The sequence below is a fragment of the bacterium SCSIO 12643 genome, assembly GCA_024398135.1.
Classification (GTDB): domain Bacteria; phylum Bacteroidota; class Bacteroidia; order Flavobacteriales_G; family Salibacteraceae; genus CAJXZP01.
Genome location: CP073750.1, coordinates 300,759 through 323,491 on the forward strand (window position 1 = coordinate 300,759; position 22,733 = coordinate 323,491).

At 36.5% G+C, this 22,733-nt stretch carries 19 protein-coding genes; 10 read left to right on the forward strand and 9 right to left on the reverse strand.

Annotated elements, in window-relative coordinates; all coding sequences use genetic code 11:
- Positions 1 to 29: 29 nt before the first annotated feature.
- From KFE94_01280 to KFE94_01300, 5 genes are all read right to left on the reverse strand, one after another.
- A complete protein-coding gene (locus KFE94_01280; protein ID UTW66773.1) occupies positions 30 to 3,050 on the reverse strand; it encodes a T9SS type A sorting domain-containing protein in 3,021 nt (1,006 codons plus the stop codon).
- Between the two features lie 137 nt (positions 3,051 to 3,187).
- The gene (locus KFE94_01285) at positions 3,188 to 3,853 is read right to left on the reverse strand and encodes a response regulator transcription factor (GenBank protein ID UTW66774.1); all 666 of its coding nucleotides are present in this window, start codon (positions 3,851 to 3,853) and stop codon (positions 3,188 to 3,190) included.
- Positions 3,854 to 3,938: 85 nt separating this feature from the next.
- Complete coding sequence (locus KFE94_01290; protein ID UTW66775.1) at positions 3,939 to 4,082, reverse strand: hypothetical protein; 144 nt, start codon at positions 4,080 to 4,082, stop codon at positions 3,939 to 3,941.
- A complete protein-coding gene (locus tag KFE94_01295; protein ID UTW66776.1) occupies positions 4,079 to 4,357 on the reverse strand; it encodes a hypothetical protein in 279 nt (92 codons plus the stop codon). The genes KFE94_01290 and KFE94_01295 overlap by 4 nt, the downstream gene beginning before the upstream one ends.
- A gap of 81 nt (positions 4,358 to 4,438) precedes the next feature.
- On the reverse strand, positions 4,439 to 7,384 hold the full coding sequence (locus KFE94_01300; GenBank protein ID UTW66777.1) for an AsmA family protein: 2,946 nt from the start codon (positions 7,382 to 7,384) through the stop codon (positions 4,439 to 4,441).
- 191 nt (positions 7,385 to 7,575) lie between these two features.
- Here KFE94_01300 and KFE94_01305 point away from each other — a divergent pair, with 191 nt between their 5' ends.
- From KFE94_01305 to KFE94_01340, 8 genes are all read left to right on the forward strand, one after another.
- The gene (locus KFE94_01305) at positions 7,576 to 8,466 is read left to right on the forward strand and encodes an SDR family oxidoreductase (GenBank protein UTW66778.1); all 891 of its coding nucleotides are present in this window, start codon (positions 7,576 to 7,578) and stop codon (positions 8,464 to 8,466) included.
- Between the two features lie 132 nt (positions 8,467 to 8,598).
- Complete coding sequence (locus KFE94_01310; GenBank protein ID UTW66779.1) at positions 8,599 to 10,758, forward strand: TonB-dependent receptor; 2,160 nt, start codon at positions 8,599 to 8,601, stop codon at positions 10,756 to 10,758.
- Positions 10,759 to 10,778: 20 nt separating this feature from the next.
- On the forward strand, positions 10,779 to 11,438 hold the full coding sequence (locus KFE94_01315; protein UTW66780.1) for a hypothetical protein: 660 nt from the start codon (positions 10,779 to 10,781) through the stop codon (positions 11,436 to 11,438).
- 21 nt (positions 11,439 to 11,459) lie between these two features.
- A complete protein-coding gene (locus tag KFE94_01320) occupies positions 11,460 to 11,861 on the forward strand; it encodes a DUF2141 domain-containing protein (protein UTW66781.1) in 402 nt (133 codons plus the stop codon).
- A 62-nt stretch (positions 11,862 to 11,923) separates the two neighbouring features.
- Positions 11,924 to 12,970: a sensor histidine kinase gene (locus tag KFE94_01325; GenBank protein UTW66782.1), complete on the forward strand. Its 1,047-nt coding sequence runs from the start codon at positions 11,924 to 11,926 to the stop codon at positions 12,968 to 12,970.
- A gap of 6 nt (positions 12,971 to 12,976) precedes the next feature.
- Positions 12,977 to 13,747 carry a response regulator transcription factor gene (locus tag KFE94_01330; GenBank protein ID UTW66783.1) on the forward strand — a complete coding sequence of 257 codons (771 nt, stop codon included), beginning with the start codon at positions 12,977 to 12,979 and terminating at the stop codon, positions 13,745 to 13,747.
- An 84-nt stretch (positions 13,748 to 13,831) separates the two neighbouring features.
- Positions 13,832 to 15,718: a M1 family metallopeptidase gene (locus tag KFE94_01335; GenBank protein ID UTW66784.1), complete on the forward strand. Its 1,887-nt coding sequence runs from the start codon at positions 13,832 to 13,834 to the stop codon at positions 15,716 to 15,718.
- 60 nt (positions 15,719 to 15,778) lie between these two features.
- The gene (locus KFE94_01340) at positions 15,779 to 16,429 is read left to right on the forward strand and encodes a hypothetical protein (GenBank protein ID UTW66785.1); all 651 of its coding nucleotides are present in this window, start codon (positions 15,779 to 15,781) and stop codon (positions 16,427 to 16,429) included.
- Between the two features lie 64 nt (positions 16,430 to 16,493).
- On the opposite strand, the gene KFE94_01345 is transcribed toward KFE94_01340, so the two are convergent.
- Positions 16,494 to 17,306 (reverse strand): T9SS type A sorting domain-containing protein, encoded by an 813-nt coding sequence (locus KFE94_01345; protein UTW66786.1) that lies wholly within the window; start codon positions 17,304 to 17,306, stop codon positions 16,494 to 16,496.
- 101 nt (positions 17,307 to 17,407) lie between these two features.
- On the opposite strand from KFE94_01345, the gene ppk2 (KFE94_01350) reads away from it, so the two are divergent.
- Together ppk2 (KFE94_01350) and ppk2 (KFE94_01355) are read left to right on the forward strand one after the other, a co-directional pair.
- Positions 17,408 to 18,259, forward strand: a complete 852-nt coding sequence (gene ppk2 / locus KFE94_01350) for a polyphosphate kinase 2 (protein ID UTW66787.1) — start codon at positions 17,408 to 17,410, stop codon at positions 18,257 to 18,259.
- 4 nt (positions 18,260 to 18,263) lie between these two features.
- Positions 18,264 to 19,052 carry a polyphosphate kinase 2 gene (ppk2, locus tag KFE94_01355; protein UTW66788.1) on the forward strand — a complete coding sequence of 263 codons (789 nt, stop codon included), beginning with the start codon at positions 18,264 to 18,266 and terminating at the stop codon, positions 19,050 to 19,052.
- On the opposite strand, the gene KFE94_01360 is transcribed toward ppk2 (KFE94_01355), so the two are convergent.
- Genes KFE94_01360 through KFE94_01370 form a run of 3 tightly spaced genes read right to left on the reverse strand, consistent with a single transcriptional unit; the run spans position 19,037 to position 22,722 of the window.
- Positions 19,037 to 19,459, reverse strand: coding sequence for a response regulator (locus KFE94_01360; GenBank protein UTW66789.1), 423 nt, complete (start codon positions 19,457 to 19,459; stop codon positions 19,037 to 19,039). The two genes, ppk2 (KFE94_01355) and KFE94_01360, sit on opposite strands and share 16 nt — an antisense overlap.
- Positions 19,449 to 20,558 (reverse strand): hybrid sensor histidine kinase/response regulator, encoded by a 1,110-nt coding sequence (locus KFE94_01365; protein ID UTW66790.1) that lies wholly within the window; start codon positions 20,556 to 20,558, stop codon positions 19,449 to 19,451. The genes KFE94_01360 and KFE94_01365 overlap by 11 nt, the downstream gene beginning before the upstream one ends.
- Complete coding sequence (locus tag KFE94_01370) at positions 20,551 to 22,722, reverse strand: GHKL domain-containing protein (protein UTW66791.1); 2,172 nt, start codon at positions 22,720 to 22,722, stop codon at positions 20,551 to 20,553. Before KFE94_01370 ends, KFE94_01365 begins: the two co-directional genes overlap by 8 nt.
- Between the last annotated feature and the right edge of the window lie 11 nt (positions 22,723 to 22,733).

A 22,733-nucleotide genomic window follows, 5' to 3' on the forward strand; every position in this document is an offset into this window, starting at 1 on the left:
GGCTCTTCCCCTATTTATTCACTTCACCTTTATTTCACTACTTTTTCGGAACGCATTCCAGCTAAAGTCTCTACCTGGAAAATGTATACACCCGAAGGCATATGAGCCAAATTCACTTGCTGAGATGTGGAATTCTTATGGGTACTAAATACCAATTTTCCGATCATATCAAAAACTTTGATTGACTGAATATCTTCTTCTGATTTTACATTAAACACACCAGGATCTTCCGATCTCCATACTTTAACATCAATCTCTTCTTTTTGAGTAATTATATCAAAGATCGATGTGGTCGAAGTTGGTTTGGTTTGCATAGCTTTTTTATATGACACACCACTATTTTGATTACAGGCATAACGGTCCCCTAATTCTGCGGAATTGTTAATAGTAATCGGGTATTCATTGAAGTTGTCTGTCACCACACTAAACGGACGTTGAATCACATTAAAAATCAAAGGGTTACTATTAACTGTAAATTCTTCCACACAAGGATGTCCATCTATTTTATTTGGATCGGGAGATGTCAAGATCAAAGACTTACCAAAATCATTACCATTTACTCCCATTAAAATGTTCTCTTGTCCATTTTGTTGGTTTGTTATCATTGCGGAACTTAAAACTCTACTGGTACTATTCTGATTGTCATATATATAGTTTTGAGGGTTTGCAATTCCGGTATTTCCATCAACATTTATCATTATAATCTTATCCGTTCCATTAAAACTAATGGTCGCTGGATACATAATGTTTGGATTACCCGGAATACTTAATAGCTGTCCTGAATGCCCATTTATCACTCCGGTAATATTTGGGGTATAGTAATAAGAACCCGCTGGATTCAGATTTGAATTCAACAATAGCATTCCCGGCCATAACATTCCGGAATTATCAGAAATCGCGTATCCAATTCTGACTTCATTATTAATCATTGTTACCGTAATTTCAGCAGGTACTATTCTCTGTACGGGTCCTTGTTGACCTGTAGGTGTATAATATTTTATCGGTGATGCAGGTAACCCACTCGACAAATTAATTTTACACGTAAAGATGCTTGAACTTGTATTAGATACAGTAGAACCTACAATTAATAGTTCATTACCCATAACCAAAGCTCTGCAAGGAACCAAATGTACATTTGGCATCATAGGATCTTCTATGTGACTAATTGCAGATACCGCATTTAATGTATTTAATAAGACCAAACTAGGTCTAATCATAATACTAGGATTACTATGAAAGGCCAACATTATTTTTTGACCTCCTGCTTGAATAAATTCCACAGGATGTGTTTCTACCCCATCTGTAGAATTCCCTAAAGACATCATCACATCCACCTGACTTCCATTAATTGCATCTCCAGTTAATTTGTTAATCTCATATTTGACGAAACCACTTGACATATTATTTCCAGCAACCAATAAATCAAGGGGAAAATCTTTAATCACCGGGAAATCTCCAATATTACCTGGAAAATCATGATGTCTGGATTTATAGGTATGCCCACTGGTCTTATCTACACCAAGCAACCAGTATCCATACTGATCCACCTGAGAAATATCCCAAAAATAATCGTCTCCTTCAGCAATACTATGAGACCAAATTCTATTTTCTGACCATATATTATTTGCTTCATATTGATTATCCCAATAGGCGCTATTGAATAACTTTACCATCCAACCATCTGCCATTCCATTGTTGGGTGTTGTTTTATTTGATGGTGGTAGACCTGCAGGGGAAAAAGATTGACCGCCAACCAAAATATGATCATCAAAAGTTTGAATTACATCGTTGTTGAAATCTGTTGCAGACCCGCCCAATGACTTTTGCCAACAAATTGATGCATTTGAATTCATTTTAAATACCCAGGTATCCATAACGCCAATTAATGGCATGCTTTTATTTCCGGTTTGGCCAGAAAATGAAGAACATGAAATTACATAGTTATTATCCGAAGTTTTAATAAAACTACCTAGTTGTTCATCACTATTACCTCCGATAACATCTTGTGGTAAAACTCCTCCGGAGGATGTCAGTTTTACTAACCAAATATCACTGGAACCATTGATATTGGATGGAATTTTATTTCCAGACATCCCAGGTGAATCTGAGGTACCTGCCACCCAAAAATCTCCACTAGGCATTTCAACAGCTATGGGGTTTTCATCAATATCATTCCCCCCATAAGTTCTATCCCAAAGTAGATTTAAATTTTGATCTAGCTTAATCACCCAATAATCTTCCAAACCATAAGCCCCGGAAGTTTTATAGCTGGCATTAGATCCAGATTGTGTTGTTCCGGTAATAACGAATTCATTATTACTGGTTAAAATAATCTTATGAGCGATATCATCTGCAGTTCCTCCGTACACTTTTTCATTTGTAACATTCCCAGAAAAATCTGTTTCTACCACCCAAATATCATATCCTCCTAAATTCGGGACTGTCTTATTATTTGTAGGAGAAATAAGCCCTGCAGGCGAATTAGATGAAATCACAAAAACATAACCTGTACTGGTCTCTACCATATCCGCCATGATTTCATTTCCTGATCCTCCGTAAGACCTTTGGATGACGGCACCTCCTGTTCTAGCCATCAATATAACCCATCCATCGCTGATACCTTTTAGAGGAATAGTTCTTCCACTCCCTCCAACTCCGCCAATACCACCGTATGAAGTTCCTCCTGCTACAATATTGGTAGTCGCAGAATAGGCAAAACTTAATTCATCATTTGCAGTGGAACCATAACACCTTTCCCATATAAATGCTGATCCAGAAGTTCCATCACCCTTAGAATCAGTTATACCAATCCAGTAATCGGATAATCCGTGATTCGGGGTGTTTTTCAATCCAGAACTAAAATTAGATGCTGATCTCATTCCCAATAGAATGTCATTGTTAGGCTCTTCGTTCAGAGATATTATCTCATCCATATTGGCAGCGCCAAATCCTCGTTGCCATTTAATGTCTGGAGTACCTTGTGCCCATGCTCCAGATGCACATGCCCATAAGCAGGCTGCGGTAAGTAAATGTTTTGTTCGGTTTTTCATAAAAATTAAATTTTAAGTTAATAATCCACCGAAAATTACTTTGTGCGCTAATTACAAATTGTTCAATTTATGTAGGCTGTAGGGTTTCTTTTGTGAGTCGTAGGTTTTATTTTATAAATGGTAATTTAGGTATAATTCTAAATCCGTTCTGGCTTATCCACCTCATACAAACCATTTCGAATCGCATATAAAACTATTCCCACAACACTATTTACTCCAATTTTAGTATATATGTTCTTTTTGTAAATCTCAACGGTCCTTCTGGTCACAGATAGTTTTTCTGCCATTTCTAAAGTTGTCAGCTCATTACAAATCATCTTAATAATCTCCAATTCTCGCTCTGAGAATTCATGTTCTGTTGCTTCTTTCTTTCCTGTTCTTAAGAAAAAATCGATCAGTTTTTTTGATTCCCGTTCTCCTAAGTAATACCCCGTTTCCAAAACCGATTTCACGGCTAACAAAAACTCTTCTCTACTAGCTCCTTTACTGACATATCCGCTCACCCCAATTTCAAATAGTTTCTTCACCAATCGAATGGATTCATCTATGGATATAACCAATATTTTTTGATCCGGATTTTGAGATAAAATAATTTCTGACGCTTCAATACCATTTAAATTAGGCATATACGTATCCATTATGACCAAATCTACCTGATGGTGCTCACAAAAATTAATAGCTTTTAAACCATCCCCCACAGTGCCGACCACCTGATATTCATCTGAATTACCATCAGTTAGAAACAACTTCAAACCCAGGCTAATCAACTCGTGATCTTCAACAATCAATACACTTTGGCTCATAAATATTCGTTTTCACGAATATACAATACTCCTTAAATAGAATATTCTATTTCGTAAAAACGCAAACATAAATTCTACGTTACTCCTATATGCTATTTCTTGGTGTTTGTCTTTTTAGCTCATTTTCCTTCCAGATTTTTTCTTGTAAGTCACCTTTTCGTTTTAATGAAATACCATAAAACACCAACCCCATAGGAATAATGACTATAAAACCATCGAATAAAGTCATGCTAAATAGTGTAATCCCGATTCCAATAAAAATCCACAAAATACCCATACCTTATTCTTTTGGTAATTCAAGGGATCTCCTTCTGACATATGTCCAGCCCTCGACATTTTCCTTTCAAAATGAGCAACTACCTCATCTTTATCTTCATCATAATCATTACAATTACCTTCAAAAGTGGCATGTTCACCGGTTAAACTGCACAATAATCCTTTTTTAATGTTTGGTTTTCTCTTGGTACATACCAGACAAAACTCTAAACGCTCTTCTCTTGTCATATTCTAGAGTTAATTTCAAAATAGTAATTAGAGTTAAAAAAGGTCTGAAAATATACATCAGACCTTTATTTATATTTTATTCTAAGCCGCTTCTATTTTAGCATCCGCCTTTTTCTTGGCGTCTTCTAAAATCTTATCTGATTTCTTTTGGGCTGCATCAATTAGTTTTTTACCCTGCGCATCTGCTTCTTTTTCCAGTTGTTTGGCTTTGGCATCTGCTTGTTTATTCAACTCCGCGGCACCTTTTTCAGCTGCAATCTTAGCAAATGGATTTGTGGCTTGTTTAATCAACTCTTTACCTTGTTTATCTGCTTCAGCTTTAAGCTGCGCTCCCAGTTTTTTCGCTTCCTGATTCAGTTCATCCGCTTTCTTTTTTGCCTCATCCATTAATTCTTTCTGCTGCTTACGGGCATCTTCCATAATCTTATCCGCTTCCTTTTGCGCATCTTTCTTCAGGTCTTTTTTCACCTCTTCTATTTTCTCTTTGGCAATCTCTTTCACCTGGTCTTTAACCTCATCCGAAGCTTCTCCTTTTCCAAATACCGGTTTGAACTTAGGATCATCCATTTTCCCGGTTACGGCTATAACTACAGGAATCGTCTCCGGCATTTTCGCATCTACCCCATTGCTTTTCAGAAATCCACTGACCTGACTCATTACGGCATCCGCTCCTGCACCCATTTCAGAGGTTTTGATCTTTGTATCAATTAAATAATTGATATCCTGATCCAATGTAGTATAACCGGAAATCTTCGCTTTTTGTGTTCCAATCTTCACATCAAAAGGCTCTACCTCCAGGACTCCATTTGTACACTTATACTTCAACGTTAAATCCTCAGCTTTTAATGGATTGTAATTTTTGGTTTTTGTGATACTGTTTAGTTTTTCCAGGTTATCACTTTTCAGCATCAAATCTTTGGTGGTAGAAACACCACTAAATGACAATTCATTTAAGATCGGTTCCAAATTCGCATCTAAAGTTCCGGTTGTATGAATTTCCGTACTAAATGTTCCCGAAGCTGTTTTCAAAATCGGAGCCAATTTATCTATGGTATTGAATGTATTCGCTACGGGACTAATCGCCCAGTCTTTAATACCCATATTAAAATCAAACGATGGCTTTTCCGGATGTGTTGTTGGATCAAATACCCCATCCATAGATGCAGTACCCTCAAACATTCTTAACCCTGCATCTTTAAAGATCACTTGCCCATCTCTGATGATAATCGACCCTTTTAAATCCTCAATCTTCATGCTATCATAAGCGATAAGCTTCATATAGGCATTCATCGTAAAATCAATATTGGTTGGAATTTCATAGGTCTCAGCAGCTGCTGTATCCATAACAGGAGCTTCAACGGCCTCAGTTTCTTCCACTACCTCTTCTTTAGCCACTTCTGTCTCCGCAACTTCTTCCTCTTCTGTCATCCATTCATCTACATCAAAATAATTGGAATTAAAGTCCAGAACACCAACTAAAGTGGACTCACTCATGTACCATGGAATAAAGTTTTCCAATGCACCAGTGGCATGTACATCTGATTTACCCACCATGGCATCAAATGCGGTTAAATCCACCTTATTCATATCAAAATTCATGGCGACATGCTCAATCTTCATAGGTACACCTCCGGTTCCATCATCATATTGAATACCCCATGCTTCGAATAAACCATGAGCTTCTACTTTATCGTATTGCTCATGATCGAGGCTATTCATGTCTGCCTTGAAATTCAAATCAGTTTTCATTTTTCCGGCATACTGTTCTTCCTCTTCTACTGGCATCATAGTTGGAATCGTAGCCAAATCAAAATCCATTTTAAAATTACCCGTCATTACCGGATTTGTCATAGAATTTTGAATCAACAAACGCATATCAAAATAGTTCTCAGCCAACTCTAAATGGGCTTTCTTTAAATCCACAACCAGTCTATCCATATCTCCTGCTGGTGAGTTGATATGTAAATCAATTCCAATATTCTCAGCTGTGGCAGGTAAATCAGGATATTTCACCATACCATTTTGTACTCCTAAATCAATCTTAAATGCCGGCATTAACTCTTCATAATACACACCTTTAAATTCAGCTCCAAAAGACATTTTTCCGGTTACTTTAACATCTTCATAGCCTTCGATATATGCATCTGGAATCAGAGAGAATAATTCTTTAAACGAATTATTTCTTGAAGACATTTTAATATCCATATCAATAGAATCATTTGGCATTGCCAACCATCCTTCCAGATTTAATACCAGTGCATTTAGTTGAACAAAAGTTGTATCAAACTGAAATCTCATTTGATCCATATCCATGGCCATATTAATACTGGAATTTAAACTGGCCTTCTTCAATAGTTTATCCCCTTCCATCGCAAAGCTCATAGACTCTACGGTAGTTTTAGTTTCCAATATGAATTGAGAAAGGGTAAAATCGCCCTTACCATCATGATTCATATTTTTCATTTCAAAATACATGTCTCCTTGCTGGTCGTCATAGATCAAATTGAAATTATGAATGTAATATCGTTGTAACTTGATTTGTAACTCGGTTTCCGCACTACTGGTCTCTTCAACCGGAGCACTTTCCTCAGCTTCTTCTGTCTCTGTTTCAGTTTCGGTAGTACCCGATTCATCTTCAATTGCAATATCATAATTTGCTGTTCCATCTTTCAGGACGATCACATTCACATCCATTCCATCTATACCCACTTCTCCGATTTCAACATTTCCATCAATCAATTTCATTAAATCGACTGTTGTTGTAATGGTTTGCGCACCAAATAAAGTAACACCTTCAAACTCATCTTTTCCGGATACTTTTAATCCCGATATTTCTGCAGTAAGATTTGGGAAATTTGGAATTAAACTCAGATCAAAATCTGCCATTTCAATCCTGGCATTTACAGTTTTATTGGCCTCATCCATAGCCATTTGCTGTAATTCAGCTTTAAATAACATAGGGATCGCTACTATCGCTACGATAATTAATAACATAATCGTACCGATGATGATAAGAAACTTTTTCATATTGAAAGTGAATAAGGTTTTAATTACGCTCAAAAGTAATTTAGTTTTTGAGATGTAGAACTATTTTAAGGCTTTCATCAGTATAGAAATTTATTGTGTACCACTGTGAATTAAAAATGATTTTACGGTCAATTATTTTGGAACTTTATTCAATGTCAAAACCTAACTTTGACGCCTAATTAACTTATGACATGAAAATTCTAATTTTTGGCGCCTCAGGTTTAGTTGGAGGCAATATGCTTAAATACTTTAAATCATTACCTGATGTTGAAGTTGTGGGAACACACTTTTCTTATGAAACTCCTGATACGGTTCCTTTCAACACGTTAGATTTAGATGCTGAATCGAATTTTGATGCGCATAGTTATAACCCTGATGTGATTATCAATTGCGGAGCACTTACCTGGGTGGATTACTGTGAAGAAAACATTGATGAAAGCTATACCAAAACTGTTGTTTCAACCATCAATACCTTAAAAATATGCAATGCTGTAAATGCCAAGTATCTGTACATCGGGACAGATTATGTTTTTGATGGTGAAGCTGGACCTTATACGGAAGATGCTCATCCACATCCGCTAAACGTATACGCACGACATAAACAAGAGGCAGAAACTTTGGTTTTTAACACCAGTAAAAAGAACCTATCACTTCGTATCACCAATGTATATGGAGACGAACTAAGAGATAAGAATTTTGTTGCCCGATTAATGAACCTTGCAAAAAGCGGAGAACCACAACATTTAAAATTACCATTTGATCAATATGCAACTCCTGTAAACGCATGGGATATCGCCAGAGCTGCTTACCTTCTTTTAAGAGATGACAAAAACGGCATTTACAATATCGCATCTACGGATTTTGTCAACCGGGTACAATTGGCACAAATGGTTTTGAATAGATTTCCCGGACATCAGGTGACCATTGAACCTATTTCTACGGAAGATTTAAATCCACCGGCAAAACGTCCATTGACCGGAGGATTAATCACGGCTAAGTTTCTATCAGAATACCCTGATTTTCAATTTGACAATGTGAGTTCTTATCTTACCAGAAAGTTGGAAGAACAGGCTGTTTCATAGAAATTTACCGCCTCTTTTTTTAGAAAAAGAATTACATCCTGACATTTCATCCCCTTAATCCTACGTTTCGGTCAGAACAATTTTAGGTTGGACTGATCTGATTTCATATTTGCCTCTGTAAATGAAACGAATATGAAAACAACTATACTATTTCTCTTCTCTTTATTCACTTTCCAGGTAATGGCTCAGACCATTTCAGGAACAGTTGCAGACAAAGACGGAATCGGACTGCCTGGAGCAAATGTATATATCGAAAACACTTTCTCGGGTGCTTCTACAGATGCCAACGGACACTACTCTTTTACATTTGATAAAAAGGGCACCCATAACCTAATTGTAGAATTTGTTGGATTTGAAGATTATAAAAAAGAAATTCAGCTCGATGGTCAAGATCATCAATTTCAAATTGAGCTCAAGGAAAAATTCAACCAGCTAAAAGCGGTAACCATAACTGCCGGAAACTATGGAACGGGCAAATCGGAAACCGCAGTAGTAATGAGTTCACTTGAAATGGTCACTACAGCAGGTTCTTTAGGAGATATTAATGCAGCTATGCGTTCTCTACCTGGAACCAGTAATAATGGTGAATCGGGTAAACTATTTGTACATGGTGGCGAAGGCACAGAAACCGGAACTTACATTGACGGAATTTATGTGCACCAACCTTATACCACATCAGCACCCAATATGGCCGTGCGTGGTCGATTTAACCCTTTTATGTTTAGTGGAACATCGTTCAGCACAGGTGGTTATTCAGCTGAATACGGTCAGGCTTTATCATCTGTTCTTACCCTAAATACGAATGATATGCCAGCCGAAGACGCATTGAATATTTCGTTAATGACAGTTGGTGGTGATGTAGCCGGAACCAAAATGTGGAAGAATGGTGCCATCACGGGTTCTTTTAATTACATCAATCTAAAACCCTATATGCAGCTAATTCCTCAAAACTACGAATGGAATCAGGAACCTGAAGCTTATGGTGGTTCAATCAATTTCAGACAAAAAACCAAAGGCTCCGGGATGTTTAAAATCTATGCTTCCATGGATCAATCTAACTTGTCTCAATTTGCCATCACCAGTGACGGAACCAATGCACCATCAAGTACTGATATTCGAAATGATAACAAGTTCATCAATCTGAACTGGCATGGGTCTCCATCTAAAAAGTGGTTCACTACAGTGGGAAGTTCATATACCTATAACAATGATCGCTACACGCAAGGAGATTTGGTTTTAAATCAAAAATTAGAAGGGAATCACCTAAAAGCAACAGCTAAATATGAATTAACTGAGAAAACCAGATTTAGATTGGGAATCGAAAACTTCTATACTGATTTTGAAAATCAATATTCTCAAGCTCAGATTGAAGGTGATAGTACTGTGGGGTATCAGGAAAATTTAACTGCTGCATTTATAGAAGCTCAAATCTATACTTCTCCTAAGTTCTTAATTAATGCAGGGTTAAGAGGCGAACATTCGCAATACCTAAACGGCAACACGCTGGCACCAAGAATCTCGGCTGCATACAAATTGGATGAAAACACCAGTTTATCTGCCGCATATGGATGGTTTTATCAAAATCCATTAAACGAACAATTACTTAATAGAAATTACCTGAAAAACGAAAGAGCTGAACATTACATTCTAAGTCTTTCAAGAAACGTGAACAAACGTACTTTCAGAACTGAGGCTTACTATAAAAAATATTCTGATTTGGTAAAGTATGGAGCTTCATTTCAAGATCCATATAAAAACACAGGTTCGGGATATGCTTACGGTTTTGACCTGTATTTCAAGGACACCAAAACCATTAAAAACGGTACTTATTGGGTTTCTTATTCTTTCTTACAATCCGAGCGGGATTTCAGATATTATCCGCATGCCGCTACTCCAACCTTTACGGTTCCACATAGTGTAACAGTTGTTTACAAACATTGGATTGGAGACTGGAGATCATATGTAGGTGCATCATTCAGATATGGAAGTCCGAGAGTTTATAATGACAAAAACAGTCCGGAGTTTAATGCTGCTAAATTACCATCCAATGCCAGTCTGGATGTGAACTGGAGTTTTCTATACCGTCAAAATGTAATTTTCTATGCTTCAGCTACGAATATCCTGGGATTCGATCAGGTTTTCGGATACCGATATGATGCCGTTCCGGATAATAATGGCATCTATGGTAGAACACCTATTCTACCGGCTGCGAAAAGTTTCTTCTTTATTGGTTGTTTCATCACTTTAACGAAAAATGGCGAAACCAATCAAATGGATAAAATCAATATGTAACAACTTAAAACATCAATACCATGAAAACAATGACACTCGCATTCACAATTTTTATAGGCTTCAGTTCTTTTGCAGGTACACCTGCATTTAACGAAGCCATGAAAAATGCTTTAACACAATTTGGACAATCTAAAAATGTAGCTGATTTCCAAAGTACTGCAAATACGTTCCAACGAATTGCCAATTCTGCTAAAGACGAATGGCTTCCCGAATATTACCAGGCACAATGTTACATCCTAATGAGTTTTATGGATCAAGATAAAATCCAGAAAGACGCTTATTTGGATATTGCAGAAAAAGCAATCAACAGTATACTTTCTAAAGTTCCGGAAAACTCGGAGGTTTACGCTATTCAAGGGTTTATGTATACCGCAAGACTGGTGGTAGACCCCGTAAATCGTGGACGAGAATATTCCATCTTATCCATGGAATCATTAAAGAAATCCTTACATTTCAATCCACAAAATCCTCGTGCTCTATACCTTCAGTTAAGTAATGAAATAGGCACTGCAAAATTCTTTGGAACAGATGTTTCCATGTATTGTGAACGTATAAATACCCTGATTAAAAACTGGGATGATTATAACCAGGCTGAGCCTTTATACCCATCATGGGGAGAAAAACAAGCGCAAGGTCTTACCGAAAACTGTACAGAAACCAATACCGATTCAATTAAATAAATCACTTAAATCTTTATTATTATGAAAGCTATTATTTTAACAATCTTCATCTCTGTTCTATCATTCTTTACTCAAGCACAGAACACATTAACGATCGAAATCACCAATTTAAAAACCGACAATGGTACCGTGATGATTGCCCTCTATGACGGACAGGAAAAAGCCGTAAAAAAATTAAAAGGTACTGTTAAAGATAAAGTTTGTACGGTTGAAATTTCTGATCTTCCAGCAGGAACTTATGCGGTTCAGTACTACCATGATGAAAACGATAATGGTAAAATGGATACGGGAATGTTTGGTAAACCTGAAGAAGGATACGGGTATTCAAATGATGCCAGAGGATTTATGGGACCAGCTGATTTTGAAGATCAAATTTTTGAATTAACCGAAGATATGAAGATCGTACTCAAAACAGTACGCTAGTATTTTTTAAATCATTTCACTTACACAGGCGAGAATCACATTAAGAAACTATTTTTGAATTCATGAATTTTAAACAAGTCATACATCCATTTAAAAATATTTGGCAGGTTATCGGTGTCATGGTATTGATCAACCTGGTATTCTTTATGTTTTTCTGGCCTGCTGTTTATGACAGTTGGTCCAACTTCATTATGGGTATGATTTGGGGATCAACAATCTGGTTGACCCAATCTGTGGGTAACAGCGCTGTATTTAGATTTCTGGACGAAAAACTTCCCTGGAGAGATGGTATGTTAAGGAGAGCCCTGGCGACAGTCGTATCTGTTGGAACCTACTCCGCATTCGCCTATTTAGCCGTTCAATTCATAATGTTCTTCATTTTTGTGGATAATGCAACGGTTGAAATGGTTTGGACCAATTCTATACGATCTCTTTCTCTAACATTGGCCATATCCTATGGGATTTCTTTTATTCTCACTTTCGTTGGTTTTGGTAAAGCACTCATTCGATCTGAAGTTGAAAAGGAAAAGCTGAATTCCGAAATGATGACTTACAAATACGAGTCTTTACGTAATCAAATCAATCCCCATTTTCTATTTAATAGTTTTAACGTGTTAAGTGAATTGGTGTATGAAGATCAGGATTTAGCCGTAAAGTTTATCCGTCAACTCAGTGACTTATATCGATACGTGTTGGATGCGAAAGAGAAAGAAGTGATTTCTTTATCCGAAGAATTAAAGTTCATCGAATCATTCACATTTTTACTTAAAACGAGATTTGAATCCAGAGTTAATTTTGATTTTGAAATCCAGGTGCAAGAAGAGGAGTACATCGTTCCGATGTCACTTCAGTTACTTATTGAAAATTGTATCAAACACAATGAAGCGACTTCCAAAAGCCCTTTAAACATTAACATAACCAGACAGGGAAAATACATTGAAGTCAAAAACAACCTGCAGCGAAAATCTGTCCCGGATGTTTCATTCAAAATTGGACTCAACAACTTAAAAGAACGCTATAGCTATTTTAACGATCAGGAGGTTTTGGTAAATGAAACCGATGATGCTTTTATTGTTTCCATCCCGATCATCCAAATCTCTGAAAACTAATTGATCATGAACGCCATTATTATAGAAGATGAACCTCGTGCAGCCAAGAGATTACAATCATTACTCAACGAAATTGATCCGTCCATTCAAGTTCTGGCTCAAATAGAATCTATTTCCGAAGCAAAAGAGTTCTTAGAATCCCATCAACACCTGGACCTCATATTTTCTGATATTCAATTGGCCGATGGATTAAGTTTTGAGATTTACGATAACCTCGTGCACCTCCCTCCTATTATTTTTACTACGGCCTATGATCAATACGCGATTAAAGCATTTAAAAATAATGGGATCGATTATTTGCTTAAACCTATAAATCCGGAAGAACTTCAAAATGCCATAGGCAAGCTCAATCGATTTCAACAAAAATCTATTGATCCCAACATTCTTCAACTGCTGGCACAACAAATTCATCAACCCGATACGCAATCTTACAAGGACCGTTTTCTTGTTAAAGTGGGACAACATTTAAAGAGTTTCTCCACTCAAAACATCCATGCATTTTATAGTTTGGAAAAAGCCACATTTATTCAGACCCATGATGGCCGACATTATGTCATTGATCATACCATTGATCATCTGGAATCCATTTTAAATCCGAAACTTTTTTTCAGACTTAATCGTAAGTACATCCTGAATATTAACGCTTCGTTTGAAATCACTGCCTGGACCAATAGTAGATTAAAAATCACATTGGAAGGTTCAGATGATGATATGATAATTGTGGCGCGTAACAGAACCAAAGAGTTTAAGCATTGGTTGGGCGAATCAAGTAATTAGATCTTAGGGATTAAAAGTTATATCTCTTGTCATTACAGACTGCAAGTTCTAAGCTATATTTGTGGCCAACTAATATCAAAATATATGACCAATTCGTTTCGATTTTTATTCGGTATTCTTTCTATTCTAGTAGTTGCTTCTTGTAATCCTCCTCAAAAGGAAACAAAAACAGAAGAAGTTGTTGAAATCACTTATGATTCTACAGATACACATACTTATGCGCAAAAACAAGATGCGTATGTGACCCATCTTTTCTGGGATGCAGAAATAGATTTGGAAAATCACATTATTACTGCTACAGCTACCTGGGATTTTGAAAATGTATCTGATACCGATACGATCATTTTTGATATGGTAGACTTAAAAATTAAAGACGTTAAACTAGATAACGGTGAATCTACCGGATTCAAAATTGGTGAATCCATTCCACATATGGGGGCTCCATTATATGTAGCCATTACCTCGGAAACTAAATCGGTAAGTATTACATATGAGAGCGATCCTTCTGCCGGAGCTGTTTTATGGTTAAGTCCGGAACAAACTTATGGGAAGAAGCACCCTTTTATGTTTACACAGTCTGAGGCGATTTTAGCACGTAGCTGGATTCCTTGTCAGGATAGCCCGGGTATCAAGTTTACTTACGATGCCAAAGTAACCGTGCCTAAAGATTTACTTGCGGTAATGAGCGCAACTAATCCGCAAGCTAAAAACGAGACCGGAACATATGAATTCAAAATGAGCCAACCCATTCCAAGCTATTTAATGGCTTTAGCAGTAGGTGATTTAGAATTTGGTAGCTTAGGTGAACGTACTGGTGTTTACGCAGAACCAGGACAATTAGCAGCTGCAGTATATGAGTTTGGTGAAACCGAAAAAATGGTTCAGATCGCTGAAGAGCTTTTTGGTCCTTACCGTTGGGAAAGATATGATATGCTGGTATTACCTCCATCCTTCCCTTTTGGTGGAATGGAAAATCCAAGATTAACTTTCGTAACACCAACCATTATCGCTGGAGATCGTTCACTAACTTCTTTGATCGCACATGAATTGGCGCATTCCTGGTCTGGTAATTTAGTAACCAACGCCAACTGGAATGACTTCTGGATGAATGAAGGTTTTACCGTGTATTTGGAACGTACAATTATGGACTCTCTTTATGGAACTGATTATGCGGATATGTTATCAATATTAGGCTATCAGGATTTACAATTCTCATTAGAGGATTTACCAGCTGAAGATACCCGATTAAAACTTGATTTAAAAGGTAGAAATCCAGATGATGGGATGACTGATATTGCTTACGAAAAAGGTTATTTCTTCCTGACCATGCTTAAGGAAAAATTTGGCAAGAAAACCTTGGATAACTTCCTAAAACAATACTTTACAGATCATTCTTTCCAAAACATTACTACAGAGAATTTCATCACTTATATGGATTCTAACCTGATCGTAAAAGATTCTGCTGCGCGTCCATCATTGCTTATCGAAAAATGGATTTACGAACCTGGACTGCCAAGAAACTGTCCGAAAATTGTATCTAAAAGATTCCAGAATGTAAGTTCTACTTTAAAAGCATGGAGCGATGGGTCTTTTCATGCAGATGAAATTGATACTAAAAACTGGTCTACTAACGAATGGTTGCAATTCATCAGAAAACTTCCTGATTCTTTAGATGTAGAAAGATTTGAAGAGCTGGATAAAGCTTTTGGATTTACAAACTCAGGAAATAACGAAATACTGGCAATTTGGTTAGAAAAAAATGTTCTGGCTGGAAACCATGCGGTAGACCATAAACTAGAAGTATTCCTGGTAACGGTAGGAAGAAGAAAATTCTTAACGCCACTTTACCGTGCCATTCTTAAAGTAGACCCTTCTGGAAAATGGGCGACTGATATTTATACCAAAGCAAGACCAAATTACCATTCCGTATCTACGGAAACATTAGACAAACTTTTAAATTTCAAGAATTAATCTAACATTTAATCTTTAATGGATTAATAATTATTTATTTTGACAATTAAATTTATAACTATGAAAAATAAACTACTTATTGCATTACTAGCCCTGGCGTTCGCTCCGATTATTGGATTTTCTCAAATTGACCTTATGCCTTGGGGTGGATATAACTTTGGCGCCCGTGTAGGGATTTACGGAGGTGAATTACGAGTAAATGGAGCGGGTACTTTTGGGATCAATATCGATTATAATTTGGATTATGACAATGCCATTCAATTTTCATATTCTAACACACAATCAAAAATTAGAATCAACGATTATTACTATCCTGGAGGTGGAATCACAAATGGAAATTTCTCTAACGTTTCTGAAAATTATTTCCTTTTAGGTGGCGTAAGATACTTCATGGATGATCAAATCAAGCCTTATGGTTCTGTAAGCATGGGATTGGCTTATTACAAAATAACAAATGTGGATAATTATTATCAAAACTATCCCCAAGAAGATATGCTACGTTTTGCTGTTGGATTTGGATTAGGTATGAAAGTAATGCTTTCTGACATGATCGGAATCGATATGCATATTCGTGCATTGGCTCCTATTCAATGGGGCGGTGTTGGTATTGGTGTAGGAACCGGTGGCGCAAGTGCTGGCGTATATGCGGGCTCATCTTTCATCTCAGGTGATGTTGGTGGTGGATTAATCATCAGATTAGGAGATAAATAAACAATATATCATTCAATAAAAAAGGCGCTCATTGAGCGCCTTTTTTATTGTTTAAACTTTTATATTAGTTCTTTACAAACCTTAAGTACTGCACATCCTGCCCTGAAGATACTTTTACGATATATGTTCCTTTAACATAATCTTCTACATTAAATCTAACGTTATCTGTATTCACAGCTCTTTGTTCCATCAAAGTTCCGTTCAAAGCATATATCTGAACTTCTTGCATTTCTTCACTTGAAGAACGAATAATGACTTCAGAAACCGTAGGATTAGGATACAATTCCAGTCCTTCAGTAACATTCACATGAAATACACTATTTGGAGTTCCTTCTGGTAATTTAACTGGAGAAATACTCACGTATTCATCACCATTTGTCAATCCATCACCATTGGTAGATAAAGCACTTCCATAAAAAGTTACTTCTCCACTCCCCGCTGCAGGTGCCACCCAGGTCATTTCATACGAACCTCCGGTTACCGTTTGCGATTGTTCAAAATACCATCTGCCACCTAAACTTGTTTTTTGCGTTCCGGATGTTACTACCGTACATGATCCCGCAGATGAATTATTAGCTAACAAGCCAGTGATTTGAAATCCATGTCCGCTGTTACCCGTAGATTGAATATCTACTTTTACAGTATAGGTTTCTCCAGGAATATACTCTGTAATTGGTCCTGTACCATCACTAACTACAATAGAAGCTGAAGTTGAAAAATTTGCACCTGCTAAATGACACATGGTACAAGCCGGGGAGCTCACCGGACTATTGGTTCGATCCTTCTGTTGGATCTTTGCTACTCCACCTGATGCACTCATCCAAAGAACGGCCCCTAACGCCAATGGAAGTGGAGATAAAATGTAAAGTTTTCTCATATCGGTTTATATTTATTTCACCCCAATAATAGCTATAATATCTACGAAAAAAAATAAAAAGTTCAACAGTTAAATTTTATCTTTGAGGTAATGATATAACCATGAATAAGAAAATCACTTCAGAAGAATTTCTCGGTATTAATTCAAAGGAAGAATTAATGGATTTGATCCACAAAAAGAAGATCGATATATCCAAAATTGAAAACACTATTGCGTACGAGCAAGAGTTACGTGCTTTGCAAATTGAATTGGTAAAGCTGCAGCAGTGGATTGTGAAAACGAAAAAGAAAGTGGTGATCATTTTTGAGGGTCGGGATGCAGCCGGAAAAGGAGGTTCTATCAGACGTTTTGTAGAGCATATGAATCCTCGTTCTATGCGCGTGGTAGCATTAGCTAAACCCACCGAAAAAGAGCGGGGTCAATGGTATTTCAGACGCTATGTTAAAGAATTACCTCAGCCAGGAGAAATTGTATTCTTTGACAGAAGCTGGTACAATCGAGCGGTGGTGGAGCCGGTAATGGGGTTTTGCAATACACATCAGTACAATACTTTCTTGATGCAGGTTCCTGAATTTGAGCAAATGCTTTACGAGGAAGGTGTGATCATGATTAAATTCTGGTTCTCTATAGATAAAGAAGTACAGTTGGCCAGATTGGAGTCTAGAAAAACTGATCCGCTTAAAATATGGAAGATTAGTCCGGTAGATGAACTAGGACAAGAGTTATGGGATAAGTACACCCACTACAAAGATGAGATGTTCAGTAAAACGCATACAATGGTTTCTCCATGGATTATCATCAAGGCCAATACCAAAAAAATTGCGCGACTGGAATCTATCAAATACGTACTTTCTAAGTTTGAATACGAAGGAAAAGAAGATGCCAATATCGTATTGGCTCCTGATCCGAATATCGTAATGAGGTATCAACGTTCACTATACCTAACAGATTAATACAATGGAATTAAACGAAAAAGAGGCCAAACTTTTAAGTTCTAAAAAGGGCCTGAAAATATTGCTTTCGCAAAATGAACTTAATCTGGAACGTGGTTTACGTAATGTAAAATACGAGAAGGAATTGGTGAAACTGCAAGTGGAATTATTAAAACTCCAACGTTGGGTTCGTGATCATAAAAAACGCGTGATTATCATTTTTGAAGGGAGAGATTCTGCCGGAAAAGGTGGGGCGATCAGAAGGATTACGCAATATCTAAATCCTCGATTACTTCGTATCGTAGCATTACCTAAGCCCACTAAAGAAGAAACAGAGCAATGGTATTTTCAACGCTATGTCTATCATTTTCCTAAGTATGGTGAAATTCTATTTCTGGATCGTAGTTGGTATAACCGTGCAGTTGTAGAACCTGTAAACGGATTTTGTACGCAAGAACAATACGAGCAATTTATGGGCGAAGTCAACAACTTTGAAAAAATGCTGGTTTCAGAAGATTCTATTTTGATTAAGCTCTATTTCTCTATCTCAAAAGATGAACAGCTTAAACGTTTTACCAGTATTCTGGAAAACCCATTAAAGAAATGGAAATACAGCGAGGTAGATAGTAAAGCTCAGGAACTTTGGGATGAATACACCAGGTATAAAAAAGAAATGTTCCTAAAAACAAATACAGAACATGCACCCTGGAAAATTATCAAAGCCAATAAAAAAGGATTGGCACGTTTGGAGGTTATCAAATATATTCTGGGAAAAATACCTTATCAGGAAGACGAACCTCAGGAGGAAGAATGACATTGAGGTAATCCATTGATCACCTGATTTATGGTATCAACAGTTAAGGGCTTTCCAATAAAACCTTTAATCAGATCAGATTTCTTTACTTTTTTCAAATCTAAATCATCAATAGTAGCAGAAAGTAAATAAAAAATGGTGTTCTTTTTATCGTATTTGGATATTTGATCAAATATTTCCTGTGATAACTTAAAACCATTACCATCAGGCATATAGATATCTATAAAAAAAACTACATCGTTTGATGCAAAATAATCTTCATCAGAGCGCACCCATGATACGACCTCACAAAATGAAGAAAAGGTCTTCACCGTAATGTTAGAATCAACTCTTGATATCAAACGTTTACCAATCATTAAGTCTATTTCATTATCGTCTACAACTACTATGTTTACATCATTCTTCACCTTTTCCGGGTATATTCATAATAATTTCAGTTCCTTTACCAAATGTAGACTTTAAATCTATATTACCACCTAATTTTTCAATAGCTTCTTTAACAATAAATAAACCTAAACCTGATCCTTTATCGTCTACTTTTTCCCGGTAGTACATATTAAAGACTTCATCTACTTTGTTTTCTTTAATACCGATACCATTATCAATAACACGTATCAAAGCATTTCCATTTTTAACTGTTGCTTTGATATCTACCCATTTATTGGCCTCTTCTTCTCTTTGATATTTAAACGCATTTGAGATTAAATTACTCAATATCGTTTTAATATTCATATGGTTAGATACAAATGATCCTTCTTGAACAACATTCACATTAAATCTCACGTCCTGCGCTTCTGGGTGGAACTTAATGCTTTCGATAATTTCATTTATTAATTCTTTAAAATCTATTTGATCCGAAAAATCACTTCCGTGAGTTCCTTTATAATGATCGATAATTTGATGAATATATCCATCTAGTTTATCTACCATTCCTTTAATAGATTTAAAATATTCCAGGGCTTTTTCGTCTTCAACATCCAACTCTGCCAAATTCGCGATTCCCAAAATCGACATCAAAGGTGATCTTAAATCATGCGATACGCTATAGACAAACTTGTCCAGCTCATTATAGGCTACCTGTAACGATTCATTCTTGGAACTTAACGCTTTTCTGGTATCATACAATTCTATGGCATCATGCAGCGCCATTCTTACACGATCGGTATCCCAGGGTTTATCAATAAACCTGTATACCTGACCCTTATTAATCGCATCTACAACTGCATTAATATCAGAGTAACCAGTGAGAATTATCCTCACCTTATTCGGATATATATGTCTGACCTTTTCAAAAAACTCAACTCCGGTAATGTCCGGCATACGCTGGTCAGAAATAATTACTTTAATGTTGGGGTGCTTTTTAAGCTGTTTCAGTGCTTCAACAGCATTAATAGCAGTGTACACATGCAATTCTCTTCTGAATGCAGCTCTGAAAGAATTTAAATTATTCTGTTCATCGTCCACATAGAGAACTGCCCCATCATGCTCTTTTTCCAGTTTAATCATCGCTCAGTGGTTTAGTGGTGTTTGTTATAGGTAGTGTGATTATGAATTCTGTTCCTTCATCTATCTCTGATTTTACATCTATTTTTCCATTAATTTTTTCAACTATCTTATAAACTATGGATAATCCCAGACCTGTTCCCTCTCCTACTGGTTTGGTGGTAAAGAAAGGTTCAAACAACTTGTTTTGAACTTCCTCTGTCATACCCGGCCCATTATCCGCTATAGAAATATATACGTGACCCTCATCGTGAGAAGTTGAGATCACAATTTCTCCTTCCAACGTTTTCTCATCGCTTTTAATAGCTTGAATCGCGTTATTCAAAATATTCATGAATACCTGATTCATTTTTCCGCCATAACACTCTACGTTTGGAATATTGCTAAAGTTCGTTTTTACTTTTAAATGATGCTTAATATTACTATTAAGTAATACTAAAGTTGACTTGATTCCATCTTCCAGATTTACCATTTTCAAATCATCTTCATCTACTCTGGAGAATAATTTCAAACCTTTAATGATCTCAACAGTTCTATTCGCTCCATCCTTCATGCCATGTAAAAGATGATTAATTTCTTCTTTCACATAGTCATATTCTATTTCTTCCTTAAGATCTATAATTTCCTGATACATTTCCGGGCTCATAGATTCTTTGGCTAATTTTTCGGTCGCTTCAAAAACACTCACGATATCCTCCACATCTCTTTTCAATGGTCCTACGTTAGAGCTCACAAAGTTAATCGGATTGTTAATTTCATGTGCTATCCCTGCAGTCAATTGTCCCAAAGACGACATTTTTTCTGCATTAACCAGCTGCGATTGCGTATTCTTTAATTCGGAGTATGCTTTTTCTACTTCGTGATTCTTTTCCTCAAGAACTTTATTGGTTTCATTCAACTCTTTGGTTCTCGCATTAACCTTTTTCTCCAGGATGATATTCTGTTCAAATATCAGTGTTGCTTTTTCCTTCTCTAATCTTAATGACAAGCTTACGGCTTCTTCTTGTTCACTCTTCAGAATATTAATTCTATTTGCCAGTGCAAAAGAAAGTAATACAACTTCCAGTCCGGCTCCAAATGTAATCGTGAGCGTAGTGATATTGTTTCTTTCAATCACACCTACTTCAGCCATTACAAAAACCAGAATTCCCAACAAGAAGGTCGACCATGCCAATAAATAATACTTTGCAGGTTTATAACCACTCATCATTACCACAATGGCAACTGAGAGTATAAACAATGCGATGATCGGTTGAAAAGCAAGTAATAGTGCATTTACTATGGTTACATCAAACCATACCAACACTACTAATACTGAATAAATAACCAGGAAAATTTTCGATACGATATTTAGTCTTGGAGCATGTTCAGCCGTTTTCAAAAATGCATTCATGAATATTAAACCTCCCATTGTAGCTACAGCGGTTAGCAATTCACTACCTATATTCTGGAAAAATATATTCTCCGGCCATAAATACTGATATGATACCCCATAGAGTACCATTTGCAAAATTCCGGTTAAAAATGATAAAATCACATAGATTAAATACATGGTTTCCCTCAGCGAAACATATAAAAACAGATTATAGCCTACCATGGCAAATATGACTCCAATCAGAACCGCAAATATCACGATTGCAGTGGTTTCATATTGCATCACAGCATTATGCTCCCCCACAATTATATTGTAAGTAGTTTGTACTTTATTTCTTAATCTCACATAAAATACCGTTTGCTCTTTCGAAACATCTATGTCAAAAACAAAATGATTGACTTTGTACTTACGATGATTGAACGGGTAATCATTTCCGTAATTGATGACACGCCAACTCCCATCCGCATTTCTCTGATAAAAATCAATGGTATCCATATTGGCCTGATCCATTAAAAACACCAGTTCATGCATCTTATCCAGATCGACATTCATGTCCACCTTGATCCAGGTATTGTAGGTATTGAATATCTCAGATCTGTTTTCCTTAGTCTTTCTAGTGAAATTCGCATTTTCAATTTCATCAATAGACAATTGATATGTTGAATCCACATAGAATTCAAAATCTTGAAGATTATAGACCTTATCAGGATTGTCAATATAATTCACCTCCTGTGCACTTACTATCGTAGTGACAAATACCAAGCAAAGCCATATGTATTTTAAATAATGCATCCCAATCTTCT